This is a genomic window from Chitinimonas naiadis (assembly GCF_054780835.1).
The window spans coordinates 566,898-583,937 of sequence record NZ_BAAGVO010000007.1; the positions used below are offsets into that span (position 1 = coordinate 566,898).

Here is a 17,040-nt window from a genome sequence, read left to right on the forward strand (position 1 = left end):
TCCTTGATCGTTCAATATTCGGTAAAGACTTAACAAAAAGGGGCTACTCGCCCCTTTTTGTTCGCATCATGTGACGGCGCGATTAAGCGGCTTGCGCTTCGCTGCCGGCAGCGATGATTTCCTGGATGGCCAGGGCGCGGCCTTCGAGGATTGCATCAGCTACGCCACGGGCGTACAGACGGATTGCGCGAGCCGAGTCATCGTTACCCGGGATCACGTAATCAATGCCTTCCGGCGAGTTGTTGGTATCGACCACGCCAATGACGGGGATGCCAAGCTTCTGGGCTTCAACAATGGCACCCTTCTGGTAGCCAACGTCGATCACGAAGATCGCGTCCGGCAGGCCGTTCATGTCCTTGATGCCGCCCAGCGAGGTTTCGAGCTTTTCGACTTCGCGGGTCAACAGCAGCAGTTCTTTCTTGGACAGACCGTTGTTGGCATCAGCCAGGGTCGTTTGCAGTTCGTTCAGGCGCTTGATGGATTGCTTGACCGTCTTGTAGTTGGTCAGCATGCCGCCGAGCCAGCGGTGATCAACGAACGGAGCGCCTGCACGCAGGGCTTCTTCACGAACGATTTCACGAGCTTGGCGCTTGGTGCCGACGAACAGGATCGAGCCCTTGTTGGCGGTCAGACGACGCACGTAAGCCAGTGCGTTCTCGAACAGCGGAAGGGTCTTTTCCAGGTTGACGATGTGAATCTTGTTGCGATGGCCGAAGATGTACGGTGCCATCTTCGGGTTCCAGTAGCGGGTTTGGTGGCCGAAGTGGACGCCGGCTTCCAGCATTTCACGCATGCTGACGGACATAGTGGTAACTCCAATGCGAGGGTTAAGGTCTTCCGCTTACGACCGACACATCGTCTCAACTAAAACCGTAAAACAGCTCGTCTGGACTGATGCACCCTGGCTTGCGTAAGCGGGTAGATTCACTTCCCGAATTTGGGAAGCCGGCGATTATAGGCACAAGAGGCCACTTTTCTCAAGCATCAAGTGGCTTTGGCTCTCGTGCAGGCCGTGTCTTGCCCCTTCGCGGCGCCCTTTTCCCGTCTGGCTGGGTCAGCAGCTACCTAGTTTGGCGGCCTCGCAGATGGATTTCGCCCTGAGTTCCAGCGCCGCAGCATCCGGCGTGCCACGCAGGCGCGCCATTTCAGCTTGGGCGCGCAGATCGGCAACCAGGCCCTGGCTGCGAGCTAGTTGACGATCCAGTTCCAGTGCGGCGTTCAATGCCTGCTCCGCCGCGGGCCAATCCGCCATGCGAGCGGCGGCCCGTCCCTGCAGGCGCAAGGCATTTGCGCGTTCGGCAGGCTCAATGGCGGCGACAGACAATGCCTGGGTGGTCAAGGCGCGGGTTCGCGACCAGTCCTGTTCCTGCCAGGCGGCGCGTGCGCGCAGATTCAGTGCGGCGGACAGCAGCGCACTATTGCTTTCGATCAAGGGGGCAGCTTGGTCCAGAAAGGCAAGCGCTGGTCCCCAGCGCATATCTTCCGCTTCAAGCAATGCGAGCTGGTAAAGCACCTCGACCTTGATCGTGGATGGATAGAACGGTACCGTCAGGGCATCCTGCAGTGCGGCGCTTGCCTCCAGCGGCCTGCCCTGTCTGGCCATGGCCTGCGCATAGCCGAGCAAGGCCTGCCCCGCTTGCGGCCAATCATCCAGCGCCTTTTGCCGCTGTGCGGCTTCCTGCCACATTACCGTGGCGGCCCGCCAGTTGCCGTCTGCGCTCGCTTGTGCTGCAGCGTGCATGCTGGCTGTCGCCTGCTTTCTTGCTGCCGGCTGGATGGGCGAGCTGGCGCAGGCGGTCAAAAGGACAAGCAGCAAGGTTGCGAGTGTCTGCTTCATGGCTTGCTCCCCTGGCTGTCGCTTCTCGGGGGCGAGCTGATCGGCGGGGTGATTAACTTGTTCAGCGGCCATGCGCCCGTCACCGCATCCACTGTCTGGTTACCTTTCTGCGCCAGGTTACGACCTTCATGCACCAATGCCGCAGTGTCCGGCGATATCTGTTCTATCAGTTTGCGCGAGCTGTCGGTGGCGGCTTCCAGGTTGCCGAGTGTCCTGTCGGTCTTGTCCAAAAGGCCGGGCAGGCGCTCTTCCACCTGCTTCAGCGAGGATTCTGCTCGCTGCAGTGCTTCCCGCGTGGTGGCGAGCGTCGCTGGGACGTCCTTGGCCGTCAGTCGGTTGACGTTGTCGAGTACGGCATCAAGCCGGGCACGCGTGTCGTTGAGTCCGGCAGAGACGGTACGCAAGTTGGATAGGGTCTGATGCAGGTCCCCTTGTGGATCGTTGACCCGCTTGATCATGGATTCCACTTCGTTGATCACCGGCATTGCACGATCCCGGACCTCGCGCAGAATCTCGTCCAGGCTCTTGGCGGGGACAAACTCCAGCTCAGCGTCGCGGCCGACGGGAGGCAGCTGCATGCTGCCAAGGCCGACATCGATATAACCGTCACCGATCAGTCCATCCTTGGCGACGCGTCCTACCGAATCCGCCTTGACCCACTTCAAATGACGATCCTCGACCATGACCCCGATACGAACCCGTCCGCGGTCGTCCAGTTTCAGATCCTTGACCTCGCCGATCTTGAAACCGGAAAACTTGACGGCCATGCCGACCTTCAGGTCATTGCCGTTGTCACTGATGAAACTCAGTGGCGTCTTGGCTTCGAAATATCCTTGTCGCCAGGCAAAGAAGGCCACCACGAACGCAGCACTGAGCAACGCTGTCACGGCGAAGAAAGCCAGTTTCCAGGGGAGCGCGCGGAAGCGGGGGTCGTTATCGCGTAGCAAGGCCATCAGTGGTTCCTGTGTGTGCATCAATGCAGCCCCATTCGGCAGCGGGCTCGCTGCCTCCGAGCACCAGCCAGGCGGCGTCGGGGCATTCGGCGGCAAAGGCCGTGATCAATCGCCGTGTATCGTCCTGGTCAAGGCGTGCCAGCCATTCCCCCTCGGCCAGGATCAGCGACGGACGTGTCATCAGAGTGCGCAAGGCGCAGGCCAGACGTCGCTGACGCCCGGTCAGGCTGCTGGCCGGCGCACCGGCAAAGCCTTGCTGTTCGTCCTCAGGGATTCCCAGCTGGTTCAGTAGTTGCCCGAAACGGATCTCATCCTGCGGGTCGGGCGGTTTGCCGTAGTAGCTCAAGGGTAGCAGGCAATTTTCCCAGACACGCAAGTTGGCGATAAGACCGCCCTCACCGGGCAGCCAGCCGGCAGGGCCATGCCGAGAGGAAGAAACATATTCAAAGCAGGCGTCGCGCTTGTGGCCGTCGATCGCCAACCAGTGACGCGTTCCTGACTCCAGTGCAAGTTGTCCCAACTCGGCTGCGGCGTCGACGGTGGTCATAGGTATTGGCTCAGCAGGATAAAGACAAGATCCAGAGCAAAGACAGTCAGCAGAGCCCGGATCACGGCGCTGGAAGCCGCGATGGGAACGTCCGTAGCACTGCGCCCGCCCGCCAGGCCGCGCCCGCAGGCGACGGCGGCGATGGCGGCACCAAATACCGCACTCTTGCAAAGACAGGTCAGCAGGGCGGATACCGGCAGAGCCAGCGGCAAGCGGCTCAACTCGTTCAGCCAGCCAAAGCCTGCCACGCCCACCGCACCGGTCAGCAATGCCACGGCCGCGAAATAGAAGGTCAGTATGGTCGTGGCCAGCAGCATGCTCACGATTCTTGGCAGGACCAGATAGCCGTATATATCGATGCCCATCCGGCTCATGGCGGTGAGCTCTCCGCTATAACGCATCATGGCAAGCTCGCTCGCCATGGCTGAGCTGGAGCGTGCGGTGAGCAGGATGGCAGTCAGCAGGGGAGCCAGCTCCGTGAAGGTAATGGAGGCCAGTATCCGCAGGCTGCCCTCCCCGCTCTGACCTATCTGGTAGTGCAATTGGGCGACGACGATACCGCCAACGGCCGCGCCGATGAACAGCAGCAGGGGCAGCGCCTCGATGCCACAAAAGTACAATTGCTTCATCAGTACGCGCTGTACCGGCCAGCGCCGCAGGGAGGTCGCTGTGCCCATGGCCTTCCAGAACAGAAGCAGGCCGTTCATTGTTCAGCCACCTCCCGCTTGCCTGGCTATCAGCTGTATTGAAACAATCAATTTAATTCCTTCATGAGGTCGGACTTATACTATCGCCCAATTGTGGCCGCTCAGTGCGGTCATGTCTGATTTCGATCCAGTAACATTGCATAAGGAACCCGCCATGTCCAAGACCACGCATAGCAGCCTGCTTATTCTAGGCTCCGGCCCTGCCGGCTACACCGCTGCCGTATACGCCGCGCGCGCAAACCGCAAGCCGCTGCTGGTCACGGGTCTGGCCCAGGGTGGCCAGCTGATGACGACCACCGAAGTGGACAACTGGCCGGCCGATGCAGATGGCGTGCAGGGCCCGGAGCTCATGCAGCGTTTTGAAGCCCATGCGCGTCGTTTCGGTACGGAAATCGTATTCGACCATATCCATACGACCAAGCTGGACGAGAAGCCCATTCGCCTGATTGGTGATGCTGGCGAGTACACCTGCGATGCCCTGATTATCGCGACCGGTGCCTCGGCGCAGTACCTGGGATTGCCAAGCGAAGAAGCCTTCATGGGCAAGGGTGTGTCGGGTTGCGCTACGTGCGACGGCTTCTTCTATCGTAACCAGCAGGTGGCGGTAGTCGGCGGCGGCAATACCGCCGTGGAAGAAGCCCTGTACCTTGCCAACATCGCCAGCCATGTGACGCTGGTTCACCGTCGTGACACCTTCCGTGCGGAAAAGATCCTGATCGATCACCTGATGGAGAAGGTTGCCAGCGGTAAGATCACCCTGCAGCTCGACAGCACGCTGGATGAAGTGCTGGGCGATGCCAGTGGCGTGAACGGTATCCGTGTGAAGTCGACCAAGGACGGCTCGACTAAGGATCTGGCTGTTACCGGTTGCTTCATCGCCATCGGCCACAAGCCCAATACCGACATCTTCGCCGGCCAACTCCAAATGGAAAACGGCTACATCATTACCAAGAGCGGCAATCAGGGTGGTGCGACCTCCACCAGCGTGCCGGGCGTGTTTGCCGCGGGTGATGTGCAGGATCACATCTACCGCCAGGCGATCACCAGCGCCGCAACCGGTTGCCAGGCTGCGCTCGATGCCGACAAGTATCTCGATACGCTTAAGTAATCGCCGCAATCTTGCCGCACCAGGGCCGCCGAAAGGCGGCTTTGTCGTTCTGCAAACGGTAAAATCCCCGCATGTCCCGCCCAAAGTCTCCATTTGCCGAGCAGCTCAAGCCCTTGGCGCGCAGCCTGCGCGCCGAGCGGCAGGTGCAGCTTGCCAAGCCCAGGCCGACACCGCCTGAGACTGAAGCAACGCTGTTTCGAAAGGCGGTACAGGATGTGCTCCCACTCAAGCACCCGCTGCCCTACCCGCATCCGGCTGCGCCGGTCTCGGATGCGCCCTTGCAGCACCAGCGCGACGAACAACGGGTCATGCACGATGCCATGACGGATTTCTGGCCCTGGGACGAGATTGAGTCCGGGGAGGAGCTGCTCTATCTGCGTAGCGGACAGAAGCTCGATACGCTGAAGAAACTGCGCCGTGGCCACTGGGTGGTGCAGGCCCACCTTGATCTGCATGGATTGAACACCGACGAGGCTCGTGCCGCGGTCGGCGGCTTCCTGCATCAATGCGTGCAGCAAGACCGGCGCTGTGTCCGTATTGTCCATGGCAAGGGTTTGGGGTCGCGGAACAAGGAGCCGGTGCTAAAGAACAAGTTGCGCAACTGGCTGGCGCAGCGGGACGAAGTATTGGCCTTCTGCCAGGCACGACCTGTCGATGGTGGTGCCGGTGCCGCCCTGGTACTGCTGCGTGGCCCGCGCCGCTGAGACACGCGGTCACGACTCGGGCTTGGTGCAGCCATCCCTTCGCGCCGTTACCTACTATGGGCTGGCGACTTGCGGGCACGTTCATAACAGACCTGAACCAGCCCGGTATCAAAGGTCTGAACCGAGCTCAGTGTCAGGCGTCGGCTCGATTCCGTGGTGGGAAAGAGCGGAATGCCGCCGCCAAGTATCAGTGGATGAATGGAGACGATCAGTTCATCGATCAGGTCATGCTCCAGGCAGGTCTTGATCAATGCCGCACCGCCGACCAGCCACAGCTTGCCGCCCTCCCCGTGTTTGAGCTGGTTGATGAACTCCCCTACCGGTTCGGCCACGGCCTTCACATCCGGTGTTGCCCATGCCAGCGGGCGGCTGGAAAACACATAGGCGCACTTGCCTGGGTACGGGTAGTCACCAAAGCTGAGTGCCTGATCATAGGTTCTGCGCCCCATCAGTATGCAATCGATCGAATCATAGAAAGCCTGGTAGCCGTAATCCTGGTCGGTGAACAACCAGTCAACGCCACCGTCCGGCCTAGCGATATAGCCGTCGAGACTGGAAGCGATAAAGAGTACGAGCTTGCGCATGGGGGAGTCCTTTCGGTGGGGGGGAGGCCGGCCGCGCGCTGAAATTCGCTATCGCCGAGCTTGTCGACCTGCGAACGAGTGCGGACAATATGCGCCGCGCCAAATAACAATGCCACACAGGGAGAATTGCAGCCATGCTGCTTGCGCTCAGAATCGAAGTCGACAGCCTTTCCGCCGCGCGAGACGCCACACCCAAGCTGGTGGAGCTGCTGCAAGCCTCGGGCGCCAATGCCAGTTTCTTCTTCAATATGGGGCCGGACCGCAGCGCCTGCGCGCGCGGTCCCTTGTTCCAGGTAGGAGAGCATCGCCGGCAGATCCGCCGCAACCATGCCATTAGCCGGCCCCATGGCGCTGCGCGTTTCTACGGCTGCCTGCTACCCGCCCCCGAGCTGGCCAAGCAGGCTGCGGCCGCTATCCAGCTGGCGCAGCAGGCTGGCTTTGAAGTGGGTCTGCGTGGCTGGGACCGGGTGAACTGGATCAAGCGGATTGCTACGGCCGATCAGCAGTGGGTTCGGGAACAGATCGAATCGGCCCAGGGAGCCTTCGAAGGCTTGCTGGGTGCGCCGGCCCGCGCCATCGCCTTGCCGGGCTGGCGGACCAATCGCGCGGCACTTCGTCTGGAGCAGCAGATGGGTTTCGACTACGGCAGCGATACCCGTGGTACCCACCCCTTCTTGCCCGTCGTGGATGGGGAACCCATCCGCGTCGCCCAATTGCCGACAACGTTGCCTACCCTTTCCGAGCTGATCGGCTCGGGTAGCTTTGACGAGATGGCTTCGGTTGAGGCGCTTCTGGCAAAAACCGAGCGTATCCCGCTCACCGGTCATGTCTTTACCATCAATGCGGCAAGTGATGCCGGCAAGCGTTTGCCGTTGCTGCAGCGATTGATTGCCGGTTGGCAAGAGCAGGGGCATGAGTTGGCGTCGCTGGCACGCCTGCACGGCTTGCTCCAGTTGGGCAAGCTACCCTGGCATACGGTCGAGCAGCGCGGATGGCCGGGCTATAGCGGCTTGCTGGCGGTACAGGGCGAGGCTTTCCCGGGCTGAGGCTGGCGGAGCATCATCAGGTGGCCTGAAGCTTGCTTTGTTACTGGTATTACCAGTCGGAGCTGTGCCATGACCACCGCCTACGCTTTCCATGAGCCGCTATCGGTTTTCCTGCAGCCGGCGCCATCACGCTTGCACAAACGCTTGCCTGGCCCGCTTCCGCTAGGCTTTCCCGAAGCCTTTCGCGCCCGGCTGGTGCAATTGGCGAGCGATGCCGATGTGTCTGACGAAACCTTCCAGCGTGTTTACTTCGACCTGATCGTCTGTCCGCAGCTGCACGCCAGCATGCGTCGCATGTACCCCCATAGCAAAGCCTGTGCGGATCAGCCATCCAGTGAGGCGGTGTTCCTTGACCCTGCCTTCTCCTGGGCAGTACATCTGGACGAGCGTTTGGCACGTCGCTGGCGCGAGTGTCTGCTTCGCCATGGCGAAGGTGTCTGGCTGGATGAGGCGCTTGCGCTACTGTCCAGTTTCCGGGTGCTGGCCGAGCACTTGCACTGATTCAGCATCGGCTTGGTACAAAAATGCCCGCGGTGATCGCGGGCTTTGTCATTTGTACGAATGGTCGTGCAAGGCTTGCCGGGATCAGTGCAAGACTCTGGGTACGGAGAGTACGAACTCACTGATGGTGGCGTCGAACGGCGAACCGTCCTCGGCGACGAAATGATAGCTGCCGCGCATGGTGCCTACCGGCGAGCTCAAGGCCACTCCGCTATGGTATTCGAAGCTCTCGCCGGGTTGCAGCCGCGGCTGCTCCCCCACGACGCCCTGCCCCCTAACTTCCTGGGTCTTGCCACCGGCCTCGTTGATGATCCAGTGCCGCGTCAGCAGCTGGGCCGGCTCGGTGCCGGTGTTGATGATGCTGACGTGATAGGCAAAGACATAGCGGCTGGCGGCTTCATCGGATTGGTCGGCCAGATATTGCGGCTGGACTGTCACGGTGATGTCGTACTTGCGGGATTCGCCCATGGATGACCAAGCTTCGGTAGAGAGGTTTGATTACACGCGAAAATGCCTTCGCTCACAAGGCATAGCGTGCTTTACGTTAAAATCGATACTTCCCCGATCTGTGAGTGTGACCGCCATGGCCAAGCCGACCTTCCGCATTGCCCCCTCCATTCTGTCTGCCAACTTCGCCAAGCTGGGTGAAGAGGTGCAGAACGTGATCGCGGCCGGTGCCGACATCATTCACTTTGACGTCATGGACAATCACTATGTCCCCAATCTGACCATTGGCCCGCTGGTCTGCGAAGCGATTCGCCCCTGTACCGATGCCCTGATCGACGTCCACCTGATGGTCAAGCCGGTTGATGCCATCGTGCCCATGTTTGCCAAGGCAGGGGCCAACCTCATTACCTTCCACCCGGAAGCCAGCGAGCATGTCGACCGTACGCTGGGGCTGATCCGTGAGCAAGGCTGCAAGGCCGGACTGGTGTTCAATCCGGCGACGCCGCTCTCCTACCTCGATTACGTCATGGACAAGGTCGACATGGTGCTCCTGATGTCGGTCAACCCCGGCTTTGGTGGGCAGAAATTCATCCCTGCCACGCTGGACAAACTGCGCGAAGCGCGTCGTCGTATTGACGAATACACGGCGAAGTCCGGCAAGGAAATCTGGCTGGAGATCGACGGGGGCGTGAAGGTCGACAATATTGCCGAGATCGCCCGGGCAGGCGCTGATACCTTTGTCGCGGGGTCCGCCATCTACAACACGCCGGATTACAAGGCGACGATCGATGCCATGCGTGCCGAACTGGCCAAGGTCTGAGCATGCGCAGCTATATCGTTACCGGTGCAGCCCGTGGCCTGGGTCTTGGTTTTGCGAAGGCGATTGCCGCGGAAGGCAGCCAGCTCGTCGCACTTGCCCGGCATGAATCGGCTGAGCTGGCAGCATTGGGCGCGGCGCTGCCAGGCTACCGTTTTGTGGGGCTGGACCTCGCGGATACCGCTGCTGTCGGTGATGTTGCCGAGGAGGTATTCGGCTCGCTGGCAAGGTTGTCCTCCGATGGCGTCTACCTGATCAACAACGCTGGCGTCGTCGATCCCATCGCTGCTGCCGGGCACTATGCCGATGAAGCGCTTGCCCGCTGCCTGACGATCAATCTGACCTCGGCACTCCAGCTTTGCAACGCCTTTGTCCGTCATTTCCAGCATCGCAGCGGTGATCGCCGGATACTCAACATCAGCTCGGGCGCTGGCCGCAATCCCTACCCAAGCTGGAGTGCCTATTGCGCCAGCAAGGCTGGTCTGGACATGTATAGCCGTTGCGTTGGGCTGGAACAGGCGGCCTTGCCGGCAGGCATACGCATCGCCTCGATTGCGCCAGGCATTATCGATACTGGCATGCAGGCCACCATACGCGGCACCTCACCCGCCGACTTCCCCCTGGTCGAGCAGTTCCAGACCTATCAGGCAGAAGGTGCACTGGTCGATCCAATGCGTTGCGCAGAAGAGCTGCTCAAGTTGCTGCATACCGACCATATCGGTTTTGGCGACCTGCTCAGCATTCGTGACTTTCGTTAATCAGTCCTTGCCCACTTCTACCCGGATTTCAGATCGCTCCATGCCCATCAAAGCCATCGCCTTCGACCTTGACGGCACCCTGCTCGACACGATTGCCGATCTTGCGTCAGCGGCCAATGCCATGCGCGCCGATTTTTCCCTCCCTGCGCTGGAGCAGGCGCGGCTGGAGAGCTTTGTGGGTGGTGGCATGCAGCAACTGGTACACCGTGCGTTGACGGACCACCATCACGGCGAGGCATCTCCTGAACTGCATGCGGCGGGTGTCGAGTCGTTCAGCCGTCACTATGATCGTCTGCTGGCTGTGCAAACCCACCCCTATGCAGGCGTTGTGCCGGCACTGGCCATGTTTCGTGACATGGGGCTGAAGATGGCGGTGGTGACCAACAAGCCGTATCGCTTCTCGGTGCCGCTGCTGGAGCGTACCGGCCTGGCCGGCTATTTCCTTCTGGTGCTTGGTGGTGACAGCCTGCCGGAAAAGAAGCCCAGCCCACTCCCCTTGCGCCATGTCTGTGCACAGTTCGCTTGCGAACCAGCGGAACTGCTGATGATCGGCGACTCCCATTTCGATCGCGATGCCGCGGTCAATGCGGGCAGCCCCTGCCTCCTGATGACCTATGGCTATGACGACGTGAGTGGCTTGGCATGTGACGGGCATTTGAGCAGCCTTGTCGAGGCGGTCAATTTCGTGAAGAATGCAGCCTCCATTTCGTAGTTCTCCAATACCCTACCGACACTATGACGATTCTGACAATGCATGGCGGGCTGACTTGGCGATGGCGCTGAACGCGTCCTCCCGGTTTTTTATTCCACCTCTTTGCCAGGAAAGCTCGTCATGACCGAACTCGAATTCGACGCACTCGCGCGTCAAGGCTACAACCGTATTCCCGTTGTCCAGGAAGGCCTGGCCGACCTCTACACCCCCCTCTCTGTCTACCTGCGCCTGGCGGATGCACCGTATTCCTATCTGCTGGAATCAGTGGTCGGTGGCGAGCGCTTTGGACGCTACAGCTTTATCGGTCTGCCTGCGCGCACCGTCTTGACCGTGCGCGGTACCCGTACGGAAGTCACCGTCAACGGCGAGGTGGTCGAAGAGCATGAAGGTGACCCGCTCTCCTTCATTGGCGAGTACGAAGCGCGTTTCAAGGTGCCGCAACGTCTGGATCTACCGCGGTTTGCCGGTGGTCTGGTGGGCTACTTTGGCTATGACACAATCCGCCTGATTGAAAAGAAACTGGCCAAGTGCGAGAAGCCTGATCCGATTGGCGCGCCGGATATCCAATTGCTGCTGAGCGAAGAAATTGCCATCTTCGACAATCTCAGCGGCAAGCTCTATCTCGTGGTTTACGCCGACCCCAGCCAGCCGCATGCCTACACGCGTGCACACAGCCGCCTGCATGAGCTGCGCATGCAATTGCGTGATCCAGCCAGAGTACCGAGGACCGAGCCGACACCGACAACCACGGCGAAATCCGAGTTCGGTGAGGCACCGTTCAAGGCTGCGGTCGAGAAGGCCAAGCAATACATCCTGGATGGCGACATCATGCAGGTGGTCCTGTCGCAGCGGATGTCGATGCGCTTCGAGCAGTCGCCCATCACGCTATACCGCGCGCTCCGGTCGCTGAACCCCTCCCCTTACATGTTCTACTACCAGCTGGGCGATACCCATATCGTCGGGGCCTCGCCAGAGATCCTGGTGCGGCACGAACGAGGTACGGTTACCGTGCGGCCGATTGCAGGTACACGGCCGCGTGGCAAGAACCGCGAGGAAGACCTGGCGCTTGAGGAAGAGCTGCTGGCGGATCCGAAGGAGGTGGCAGAGCACGTCATGCTGATGGATCTGGGTCGCAATGATATTGGTCGGGTTGCCAAGACAGGTTCGGTGAAGGTGACCGACAACCGTATCGTCGAACGCTATTCCCATGTGATGCATATCGTGTCCAGCGTGGAGGCCAGCCTCAAGCCTGGCATGAGTAATCTGGACATCCTGCGCGCCACCTTCCCAGCCGGCACGGTATCGGGTGCGCCCAAGGTGCGTGCCATGCAGATCATTGACGAGCTGGAACCAACCAAGCGGGGCATCTACTCCGGCGCGGTAGGTTATTTGGGCTTCAATGGCGATATGGACGTGGCCATTGCCCTGCGCACTGCGGTGATCAAAGACAAGACGCTTTATGTGCAGGCGGGCGCCGGCATCGTTGCCGACTCCGTGCCCCAGTCGGAGTGGCAGGAAACCCAGAACAAGGCACGCGCGGTATTGCGTGCCGCTGAACTGGCGCAAAAAGGTCTGGACGCCTGAGCGAGCTGGGGACTTGCCAACTCGCTACGGCTTGTTGGCCACCAGCTTGCAGTTCCGCAGGGATAGTTCCCCCATGTCCAGCATCGCTTCCGGCCCCTTACCCTGGAAGCGCAGGCCCGGTGCTTCATAGATGACGCCCGAGGCACTCGTCGTTTGTGCAGCCCGAACATATCGGCCATCAAATTCGATCGCGACATCCGGTCCCGGCAGTTCTGTCAGGCTGAACTTCAACCCGCCCTGGCAGACGTATCGATTCTGCTTGAGCGGGGCAAAGCGCATGACGGCGGTCTCTGCCGGCAGGCTCAGCAGCAAGTCAGTATCGGCGGTGGTAGCCTGTACCGCCCGGCCCAGGTCAGCCGTAAATCGGCTTCCCTGCCCGCCTGGTGGGCAGGCCATGCGTGTGGTGGCCACCTGGCCCATGGTCAGCTTCTTGCCATCCAGCGCGTACTTGGCGCTACCCCGATTGCAGTCCGCCGTTACCCTCACATAGCCATCGCCTGCGAAATCCAGCAGGTACAGACCGGTGCGTGGCGCCACCAGCCGGCCACTGGGTGTCGTTGTCTCGGCCCAGGCCCAACGCGTACCGACCAGCTTGGGGCCGCCGCTCAGTGCGCCCAGCAAGGTGGTTTGGCCGCTGTTGGTGGTGCTACTACTACCCCCGCCACCGGTTGACGTGGCGCAGCCTGCAATCACGAGCATGGTGAGCAGAAGCAGGTATTTCATAAGGGCTTTCCTTCCTCTGTTGGGCGCCGTAGGTACGTCTACCAGTCTCGCATCGCAGGGTGAACCTGGACTGAATGCATCGGGAGGCCGGGCAAAAAATTACGGCACCCGAAGGTGCCGTAATTGATTCGAAAGAGCGCGTACTCGCCAGTGTGTTTATTTCCGGGCTTGGCGACGACGGAACCCCAGTGCGCCTACCATGGCCAATCCTACCAATGCCAGGGAACCTGGTTCCGGTACTTGCGACGGTGGTGGCGGTGGCACAACCACGCCAGTTACCGAGGAAAGCTTGATGTAATCATAGCCAGTGCCGGTGACGCTACCGCCGTTGGGGTTGGCAAGCGGGTTGTAGGCACCGATTAACCAGTAGGAGGACACCACACCACCTGCGTTGATGGCCTTTGAGTTAGTGCCCAGATCCGAGTAATTGCCGATGGAGGTCCAGCCGCCTGCCCCAGCCAGTTGACTGTAGGTCTTCCCGGTCAGTGTTGGTGTACCAGCTCCTGTGTAAGCCATGACGGTAACGTCGGAGTCGGTCTGCCACCATCCAAGCAGCATGTCAGTCAACTTGACTGCGCTGGTAAACGTCAACAGCAGCATGTCGTAGCGTTGTTCATTGTCGACCGCATGTTCAGGCGAGGTGCCCTCATTCAGGTCGCAGTACTGCGTCTGGCCGCTAGGGCAGACATCTGCATTGGTAACACCCAAACCGCCGTTGTACCAGACGGTAGTCGCAGATTGTATGGTCTGCAGTGCACCATTGTTAGCCGCATTGGCTGCATTATTGGTCCCACCCGTATTGGCATAGCCCGCAATGGTTACGCCAGCAGTCGGCGTCGGCCCAAGGGTCCAAGTCGTCCCGGCGGATGCCTGTCCAGCCAAAGCCAGCGCAAACATGCCGCATAAAAACTTCATCTGGGTTCTCACGATCAACACCTTTGGGTTAAGCAACATAGTTGGTTCGTATAAAGCAATAATGAAGCCAGCTTGTTAATATCAATGTAAATCAAATGGTTACGAGTGAATTTCTATTGCTGTAAATTGCTGTTGTAAAGTAATTCGACAGTTTGTGTGAGCCTGGACAGCATGAGAGGCTGCGGTGCAGCTTGCTTTTTTTGGTCGACAAACACGACACCATGCATCAATGATCTCTTCTCATTACAACAGTCCCAACTCGCGTTGCAGTGTGATGACAGCTTCCGAGCGATCAATCTTGCCACTGACAGATAGCGCCGCACCAATCTCATCCTTGGCCTCGGCCTTGCGGCCGGTCTTGGACAGTGCATAGGCAAGGTGGTACCGGATCTCGCCATTCTCCGGGCTGCGCAAACGGGCTTCCCGCAGGTAGCGGAGGCCCGCTTCATACTGCCCTTGTTGAACCAGTATCCACCCTAACGTATCGGCGTAAGAGGCATTGTTGGGCGCGAGCTTCAAGGCCTTCTCCGCCTGGGATTGAGCCGCAGGGTCCCTCAGCTTCAGCAATAAGTTGGCGTAATTATTCAGGCTGACGGCGTCATCGGGCTCCAGAACCAGCGCTTTTGCATAGCTTTGCCGTGCTGCAGGCAGTTGGCCAGCGCGGAACTGCGCTTCTGCGAGGGCTTTCAATGTCTGGGCTTCTCCCGGATGCTGCTTTTGCCACGTCTCCAGGAAGCTCACTGCCTTGGCCCCCTCCCCGGCGGAGAGATAGGCCTGGGCCAGCTTGAGCGCATTACCGGTACTCGGCTCACGAGACAGCGCATTGTTGTAGGCGATGGCCGCGGCGGAGAACTGACCTCGCATCATGGCCAGCTCTGCCGTGGCGAGGGCACTCAATACATGCTCAGGATGCTTACTGCGCAGCAGGGCCAGCGCTTCGTCCGCCTTGGCTGCCGAACCCCGGCGGGCCTCGATCTCAACTAGCAGCGCCAATGCTGCCGGATCATCCGGCTTGCCCTGCAGGGCCTTCTGGATGTTGTAGAACGCCCCTTCCGGGTTGCTTGCCGCCAGTTGAAGGCGAGCAATCCCGACCTGCTGTTCAGGATCGAACTCTGCCTGTCGTGTGGCTGCCAGGAAGATATTCCTAGCGCTGGCGGGGTCGCCCACAAGCAGGTAGGCCCGCCCCAGAGCCAGTTGAACGGGCAGGTTTTCCGGGAACCGCGACAACAGCGCCTTGGCAGTGCTTAAAGCCAGCGCCGGTTGTTTCTGGGCCAGATAGATATCGATCAGTACCAGTCCGGCCCGCGTGTCACGGCGCTGTACTTCAGTCGCTTTCTGGAGTGCCCGCAGGGCGTCCGGTATACGACCGGCCTGATACTCAAGCAAACCAAGCTCAAACAAGGCTTCCGGCGCATCCCGACGCTTGGTGAGGTAACTGTTGAGCCGATTGCGAGCGTCGTCGTAGCGCTTCTCGCTCGCGTCGAGCTTCGCCAGGTTCAGTATGGCAGGGGCATAGGCCGGATCCTTGCTTAGGACCTGAGTGAAGGTCATCCGTGCGCCGGCCCTGTCGCCGGCCGCACTCTTTACGGTTCCCAGGAAATTAAGGGCAGTCAGGTTGCCAGGATCCTGCTTCGCGATGCTGTCTGCCGTTTGTACCGCTTTGCGCACATCACCATTACGCATCTGTATGGTCGCCAGGGCCATTGCAGTGTGGGTATCACCTGGATTGGCCGCGAAGGCCTTCTCAAGGTTTTGACGTGCAAGTTCATTCTGGCCAAGCCCCAACTGGCTCAATGCCAGGCTTCGGTTCACCCTGGCAGTAGGTGTGCGCGCAGCTGCGCGCTCGAGCAATTCGCTAGCGTACTGGTAATGGCGCAAGGCCATGTGTACAGAACCCAGCAGGTAGAGTACCTGTGGGTCGTTGCCAATATCCTTCTGTAGCGCCTCCAGCGTGCTCATGGCACGCGGGTAGTCGCGTTTCTCGAAATACAGCGTGGCCAGCAGCTTGCGGGCACCAATATGCCGGCTGTTCTGCTTGATGATGATGTCGAGGTATTCGCGTGCCTTTTCTCCATTACCGAGGCCGTGATGTGCCAGTGCACCCACCATCAGGAGTTGCTCGCGGCGCGCCAGCCATGGTGATGGCAGGCTGTCGATTTCCTTTGCTGCCTCGTTCAGCGCAGCCGCGCTGGCCTTCGCATCGCCTGCCTGACTGGCGATAACCGCTCTTAAATAGGCTGCGCGCGGTTCCTGAGGGGCCTGACTGGCTAGATAGCTAAGATCCTTGCCTGCATCGGCATTGCGCTTCAAATCCATCAATAGCCCAACCCTGGCGATGCGGGCATCGACCAGTTTGGGCTCAAGGGTAAGCGCCTTGTCATAGGCGGTCAACGCGCCCACCAGATCGAGTCTGGCATGGAGCACTGACGCGTACATATTCCAGGCATAAGCATTGCGTGGCGCCACCTCGGTTGCCTGCACGGCAAGTAGCTTGGCCTGCTCGTCCTGCCCGGAACTTAACAATACCGGCACTTCGGCAATCAGCGGTACCGGCGATTTTGGATCAAGGGCTTTTGCCTGGGCAAAGCTCTGTCGGGCGAGCGCAAGCTTGCCGAGCTCCGCATAAGCCGTACCGCGCATGGTGAGCACATCAACCTGCACAGGTGTCACCAGTCCTGAGGCCGGCAGCCGTTCAATCACCAACTGAGGTTTGCCCAGGGCCAGGTAAAGTTGCCCAAGGGTTTCCGCCACCTCCCCGATATTGACCCCCTGTTGCAGCGACTCCTCTAGCGCGGCCTCCGCACTCTTGAGATCCCCTTTCTTGAGCAGTGCCTTGCCCAGCAGCAGGCGTGCGGCCAGCATGCTGTTGTCTTCCTGCAGCGTGTTCTTCAACTGGATGATGGTGCCGGCGATATCACCACGCTCATACCTGCCCAGCGCATCCTCGTAATAACGTCCCGCTTTTTCGACAGTAGCCAGCGCTGGCGTGGCGGAGGCGTAGACAATAAACAAGGCACCGAACAGGGCGGGACGCCAATCCTTGTCTGGCAGTGCAGCCAGTATCTTGCAATTGAGTTTCACGATGACTTGTCTGCTA

Annotated in this window: 18 protein-coding genes; 8 read left to right on the plus strand and 10 right to left on the minus strand. The window is 60.0% G+C overall.

The features are described 5' to 3' along the window. Positions 1-82: 82 nt before the first annotated feature. From rpsB to ACYVHK_RS22890, 5 genes are all read right to left on the minus strand, one after another. Complete coding sequence (rpsB, locus tag ACYVHK_RS22870) at positions 83-805, minus strand: small ribosomal subunit protein uS2 (RefSeq protein ID WP_460536979.1); 723 nt, start codon at positions 803-805, stop codon at positions 83-85. Between the two features lie 249 nt (positions 806-1,054). Further along, on the minus strand, positions 1,055-1,837 hold the full coding sequence (locus ACYVHK_RS22875) for a hypothetical protein (protein ID WP_460536983.1): 783 nt from the start codon (positions 1,835-1,837) through the stop codon (positions 1,055-1,057). Further along, the gene (locus ACYVHK_RS22880; protein WP_460536985.1) at positions 1,834-2,790 is read right to left on the minus strand and encodes an MlaD family protein; all 957 of its coding nucleotides are present in this window, start codon (positions 2,788-2,790) and stop codon (positions 1,834-1,836) included. The genes ACYVHK_RS22875 and ACYVHK_RS22880 overlap by 4 nt, the downstream gene beginning before the upstream one ends. Further along, positions 2,771-3,337 (minus strand): P-loop NTPase family protein, encoded by a 567-nt coding sequence (locus tag ACYVHK_RS22885; RefSeq protein ID WP_460536988.1) that lies wholly within the window; start codon positions 3,335-3,337, stop codon positions 2,771-2,773. The genes ACYVHK_RS22880 and ACYVHK_RS22885 overlap by 20 nt, the downstream gene beginning before the upstream one ends. Next, positions 3,334-4,044: an MlaE family ABC transporter permease gene (locus ACYVHK_RS22890; RefSeq protein WP_460536990.1), complete on the minus strand. Its 711-nt coding sequence runs from the start codon at positions 4,042-4,044 to the stop codon at positions 3,334-3,336. Before ACYVHK_RS22890 ends, ACYVHK_RS22885 begins: the two co-directional genes overlap by 4 nt. 154 nt (positions 4,045-4,198) lie before the next feature. Here ACYVHK_RS22890 and trxB point away from each other — a divergent pair, with 154 nt between their 5' ends. Both trxB and ACYVHK_RS22900 read left to right on the plus strand, forming a co-directional pair. Further along, positions 4,199-5,152, plus strand: coding sequence for a thioredoxin-disulfide reductase (gene trxB, locus ACYVHK_RS22895; RefSeq protein WP_460536993.1), 954 nt, complete (start codon positions 4,199-4,201; stop codon positions 5,150-5,152). Between the two features lie 71 nt (positions 5,153-5,223). Next, positions 5,224-5,856 carry a Smr/MutS family protein gene (locus tag ACYVHK_RS22900; protein WP_460536995.1) on the plus strand — a complete coding sequence of 211 codons (633 nt, stop codon included), beginning with the start codon at positions 5,224-5,226 and terminating at the stop codon, positions 5,854-5,856. A gap of 47 nt (positions 5,857-5,903) precedes the next feature. Here the strand turns inward: ACYVHK_RS22900 and ACYVHK_RS22905 are convergent, their stop codons facing one another. Beyond that, positions 5,904-6,440: a dihydrofolate reductase family protein gene (locus ACYVHK_RS22905; protein ID WP_460536998.1), complete on the minus strand. Its 537-nt coding sequence runs from the start codon at positions 6,438-6,440 to the stop codon at positions 5,904-5,906. A gap of 134 nt (positions 6,441-6,574) precedes the next feature. Between ACYVHK_RS22905 and ACYVHK_RS22910 the strand changes: the two genes are divergently transcribed. Next, complete coding sequence (locus ACYVHK_RS22910) at positions 6,575-7,486, plus strand: polysaccharide deacetylase family protein (RefSeq protein WP_460537000.1); 912 nt, start codon at positions 6,575-6,577, stop codon at positions 7,484-7,486. A gap of 69 nt (positions 7,487-7,555) precedes the next feature. After that, complete coding sequence (locus ACYVHK_RS22915) at positions 7,556-7,987, plus strand: hypothetical protein (protein WP_460537002.1); 432 nt, start codon at positions 7,556-7,558, stop codon at positions 7,985-7,987. 84 nt (positions 7,988-8,071) lie between these two features. Here ACYVHK_RS22915 and apaG read toward each other — a convergent pair whose 3' ends face one another. Then, on the minus strand, positions 8,072-8,455 hold the full coding sequence (gene apaG, locus ACYVHK_RS22920) for a Co(2+)/Mg(2+) efflux protein ApaG (protein ID WP_460537005.1): 384 nt from the start codon (positions 8,453-8,455) through the stop codon (positions 8,072-8,074). Between the two features lie 115 nt (positions 8,456-8,570). Here apaG and rpe point away from each other — a divergent pair, with 115 nt between their 5' ends. The 4 genes from rpe (at position 8,571) to trpE (ending at position 12,305) form a co-directional block, all read left to right on the plus strand. Beyond that, positions 8,571-9,254, plus strand: a complete 684-nt coding sequence (gene rpe / locus ACYVHK_RS22925; RefSeq protein ID WP_460537007.1) for a ribulose-phosphate 3-epimerase — start codon at positions 8,571-8,573, stop codon at positions 9,252-9,254. Between the two features lie 2 nt (positions 9,255-9,256). Beyond that, positions 9,257-10,009: a Rossmann-fold NAD(P)-binding domain-containing protein gene (locus ACYVHK_RS22930; protein ID WP_460537009.1), complete on the plus strand. Its 753-nt coding sequence runs from the start codon at positions 9,257-9,259 to the stop codon at positions 10,007-10,009. A 40-nt stretch (positions 10,010-10,049) separates the two neighbouring features. Continuing rightward, entirely contained in the window at positions 10,050-10,721 is a 672-nt protein-coding gene (locus ACYVHK_RS22935) for an HAD family hydrolase (protein WP_460537012.1), read from the plus strand. A 120-nt stretch (positions 10,722-10,841) separates the two neighbouring features. Continuing rightward, a complete protein-coding gene (gene trpE, locus ACYVHK_RS22940) occupies positions 10,842-12,305 on the plus strand; it encodes an anthranilate synthase component I family protein (protein ID WP_460537014.1) in 1,464 nt (487 codons plus the stop codon). A gap of 24 nt (positions 12,306-12,329) precedes the next feature. Here the strand turns inward: trpE and ACYVHK_RS22945 are convergent, their stop codons facing one another. The 3 genes from ACYVHK_RS22945 to prsT all read right to left on the minus strand — a co-directional run bounded on the left by ACYVHK_RS22945 (position 12,330) and on the right by prsT (position 17,024). After that, on the minus strand, positions 12,330-13,028 hold the full coding sequence (locus ACYVHK_RS22945) for an META domain-containing protein (protein ID WP_460537016.1): 699 nt from the start codon (positions 13,026-13,028) through the stop codon (positions 12,330-12,332). Positions 13,029-13,184: 156 nt separating this feature from the next. After that, the gene (gene xdp1, locus ACYVHK_RS22950) at positions 13,185-13,955 is read right to left on the minus strand and encodes an exosortase-dependent surface protein XDP1 (protein WP_460537018.1); all 771 of its coding nucleotides are present in this window, start codon (positions 13,953-13,955) and stop codon (positions 13,185-13,187) included. A gap of 231 nt (positions 13,956-14,186) precedes the next feature. After that, positions 14,187-17,024 carry a tetratricopeptide repeat protein gene (gene prsT / locus ACYVHK_RS22955; protein ID WP_460537020.1) on the minus strand — a complete coding sequence of 946 codons (2,838 nt, stop codon included), beginning with the start codon at positions 17,022-17,024 and terminating at the stop codon, positions 14,187-14,189. Between the last annotated feature and the right edge of the window lie 16 nt (positions 17,025-17,040).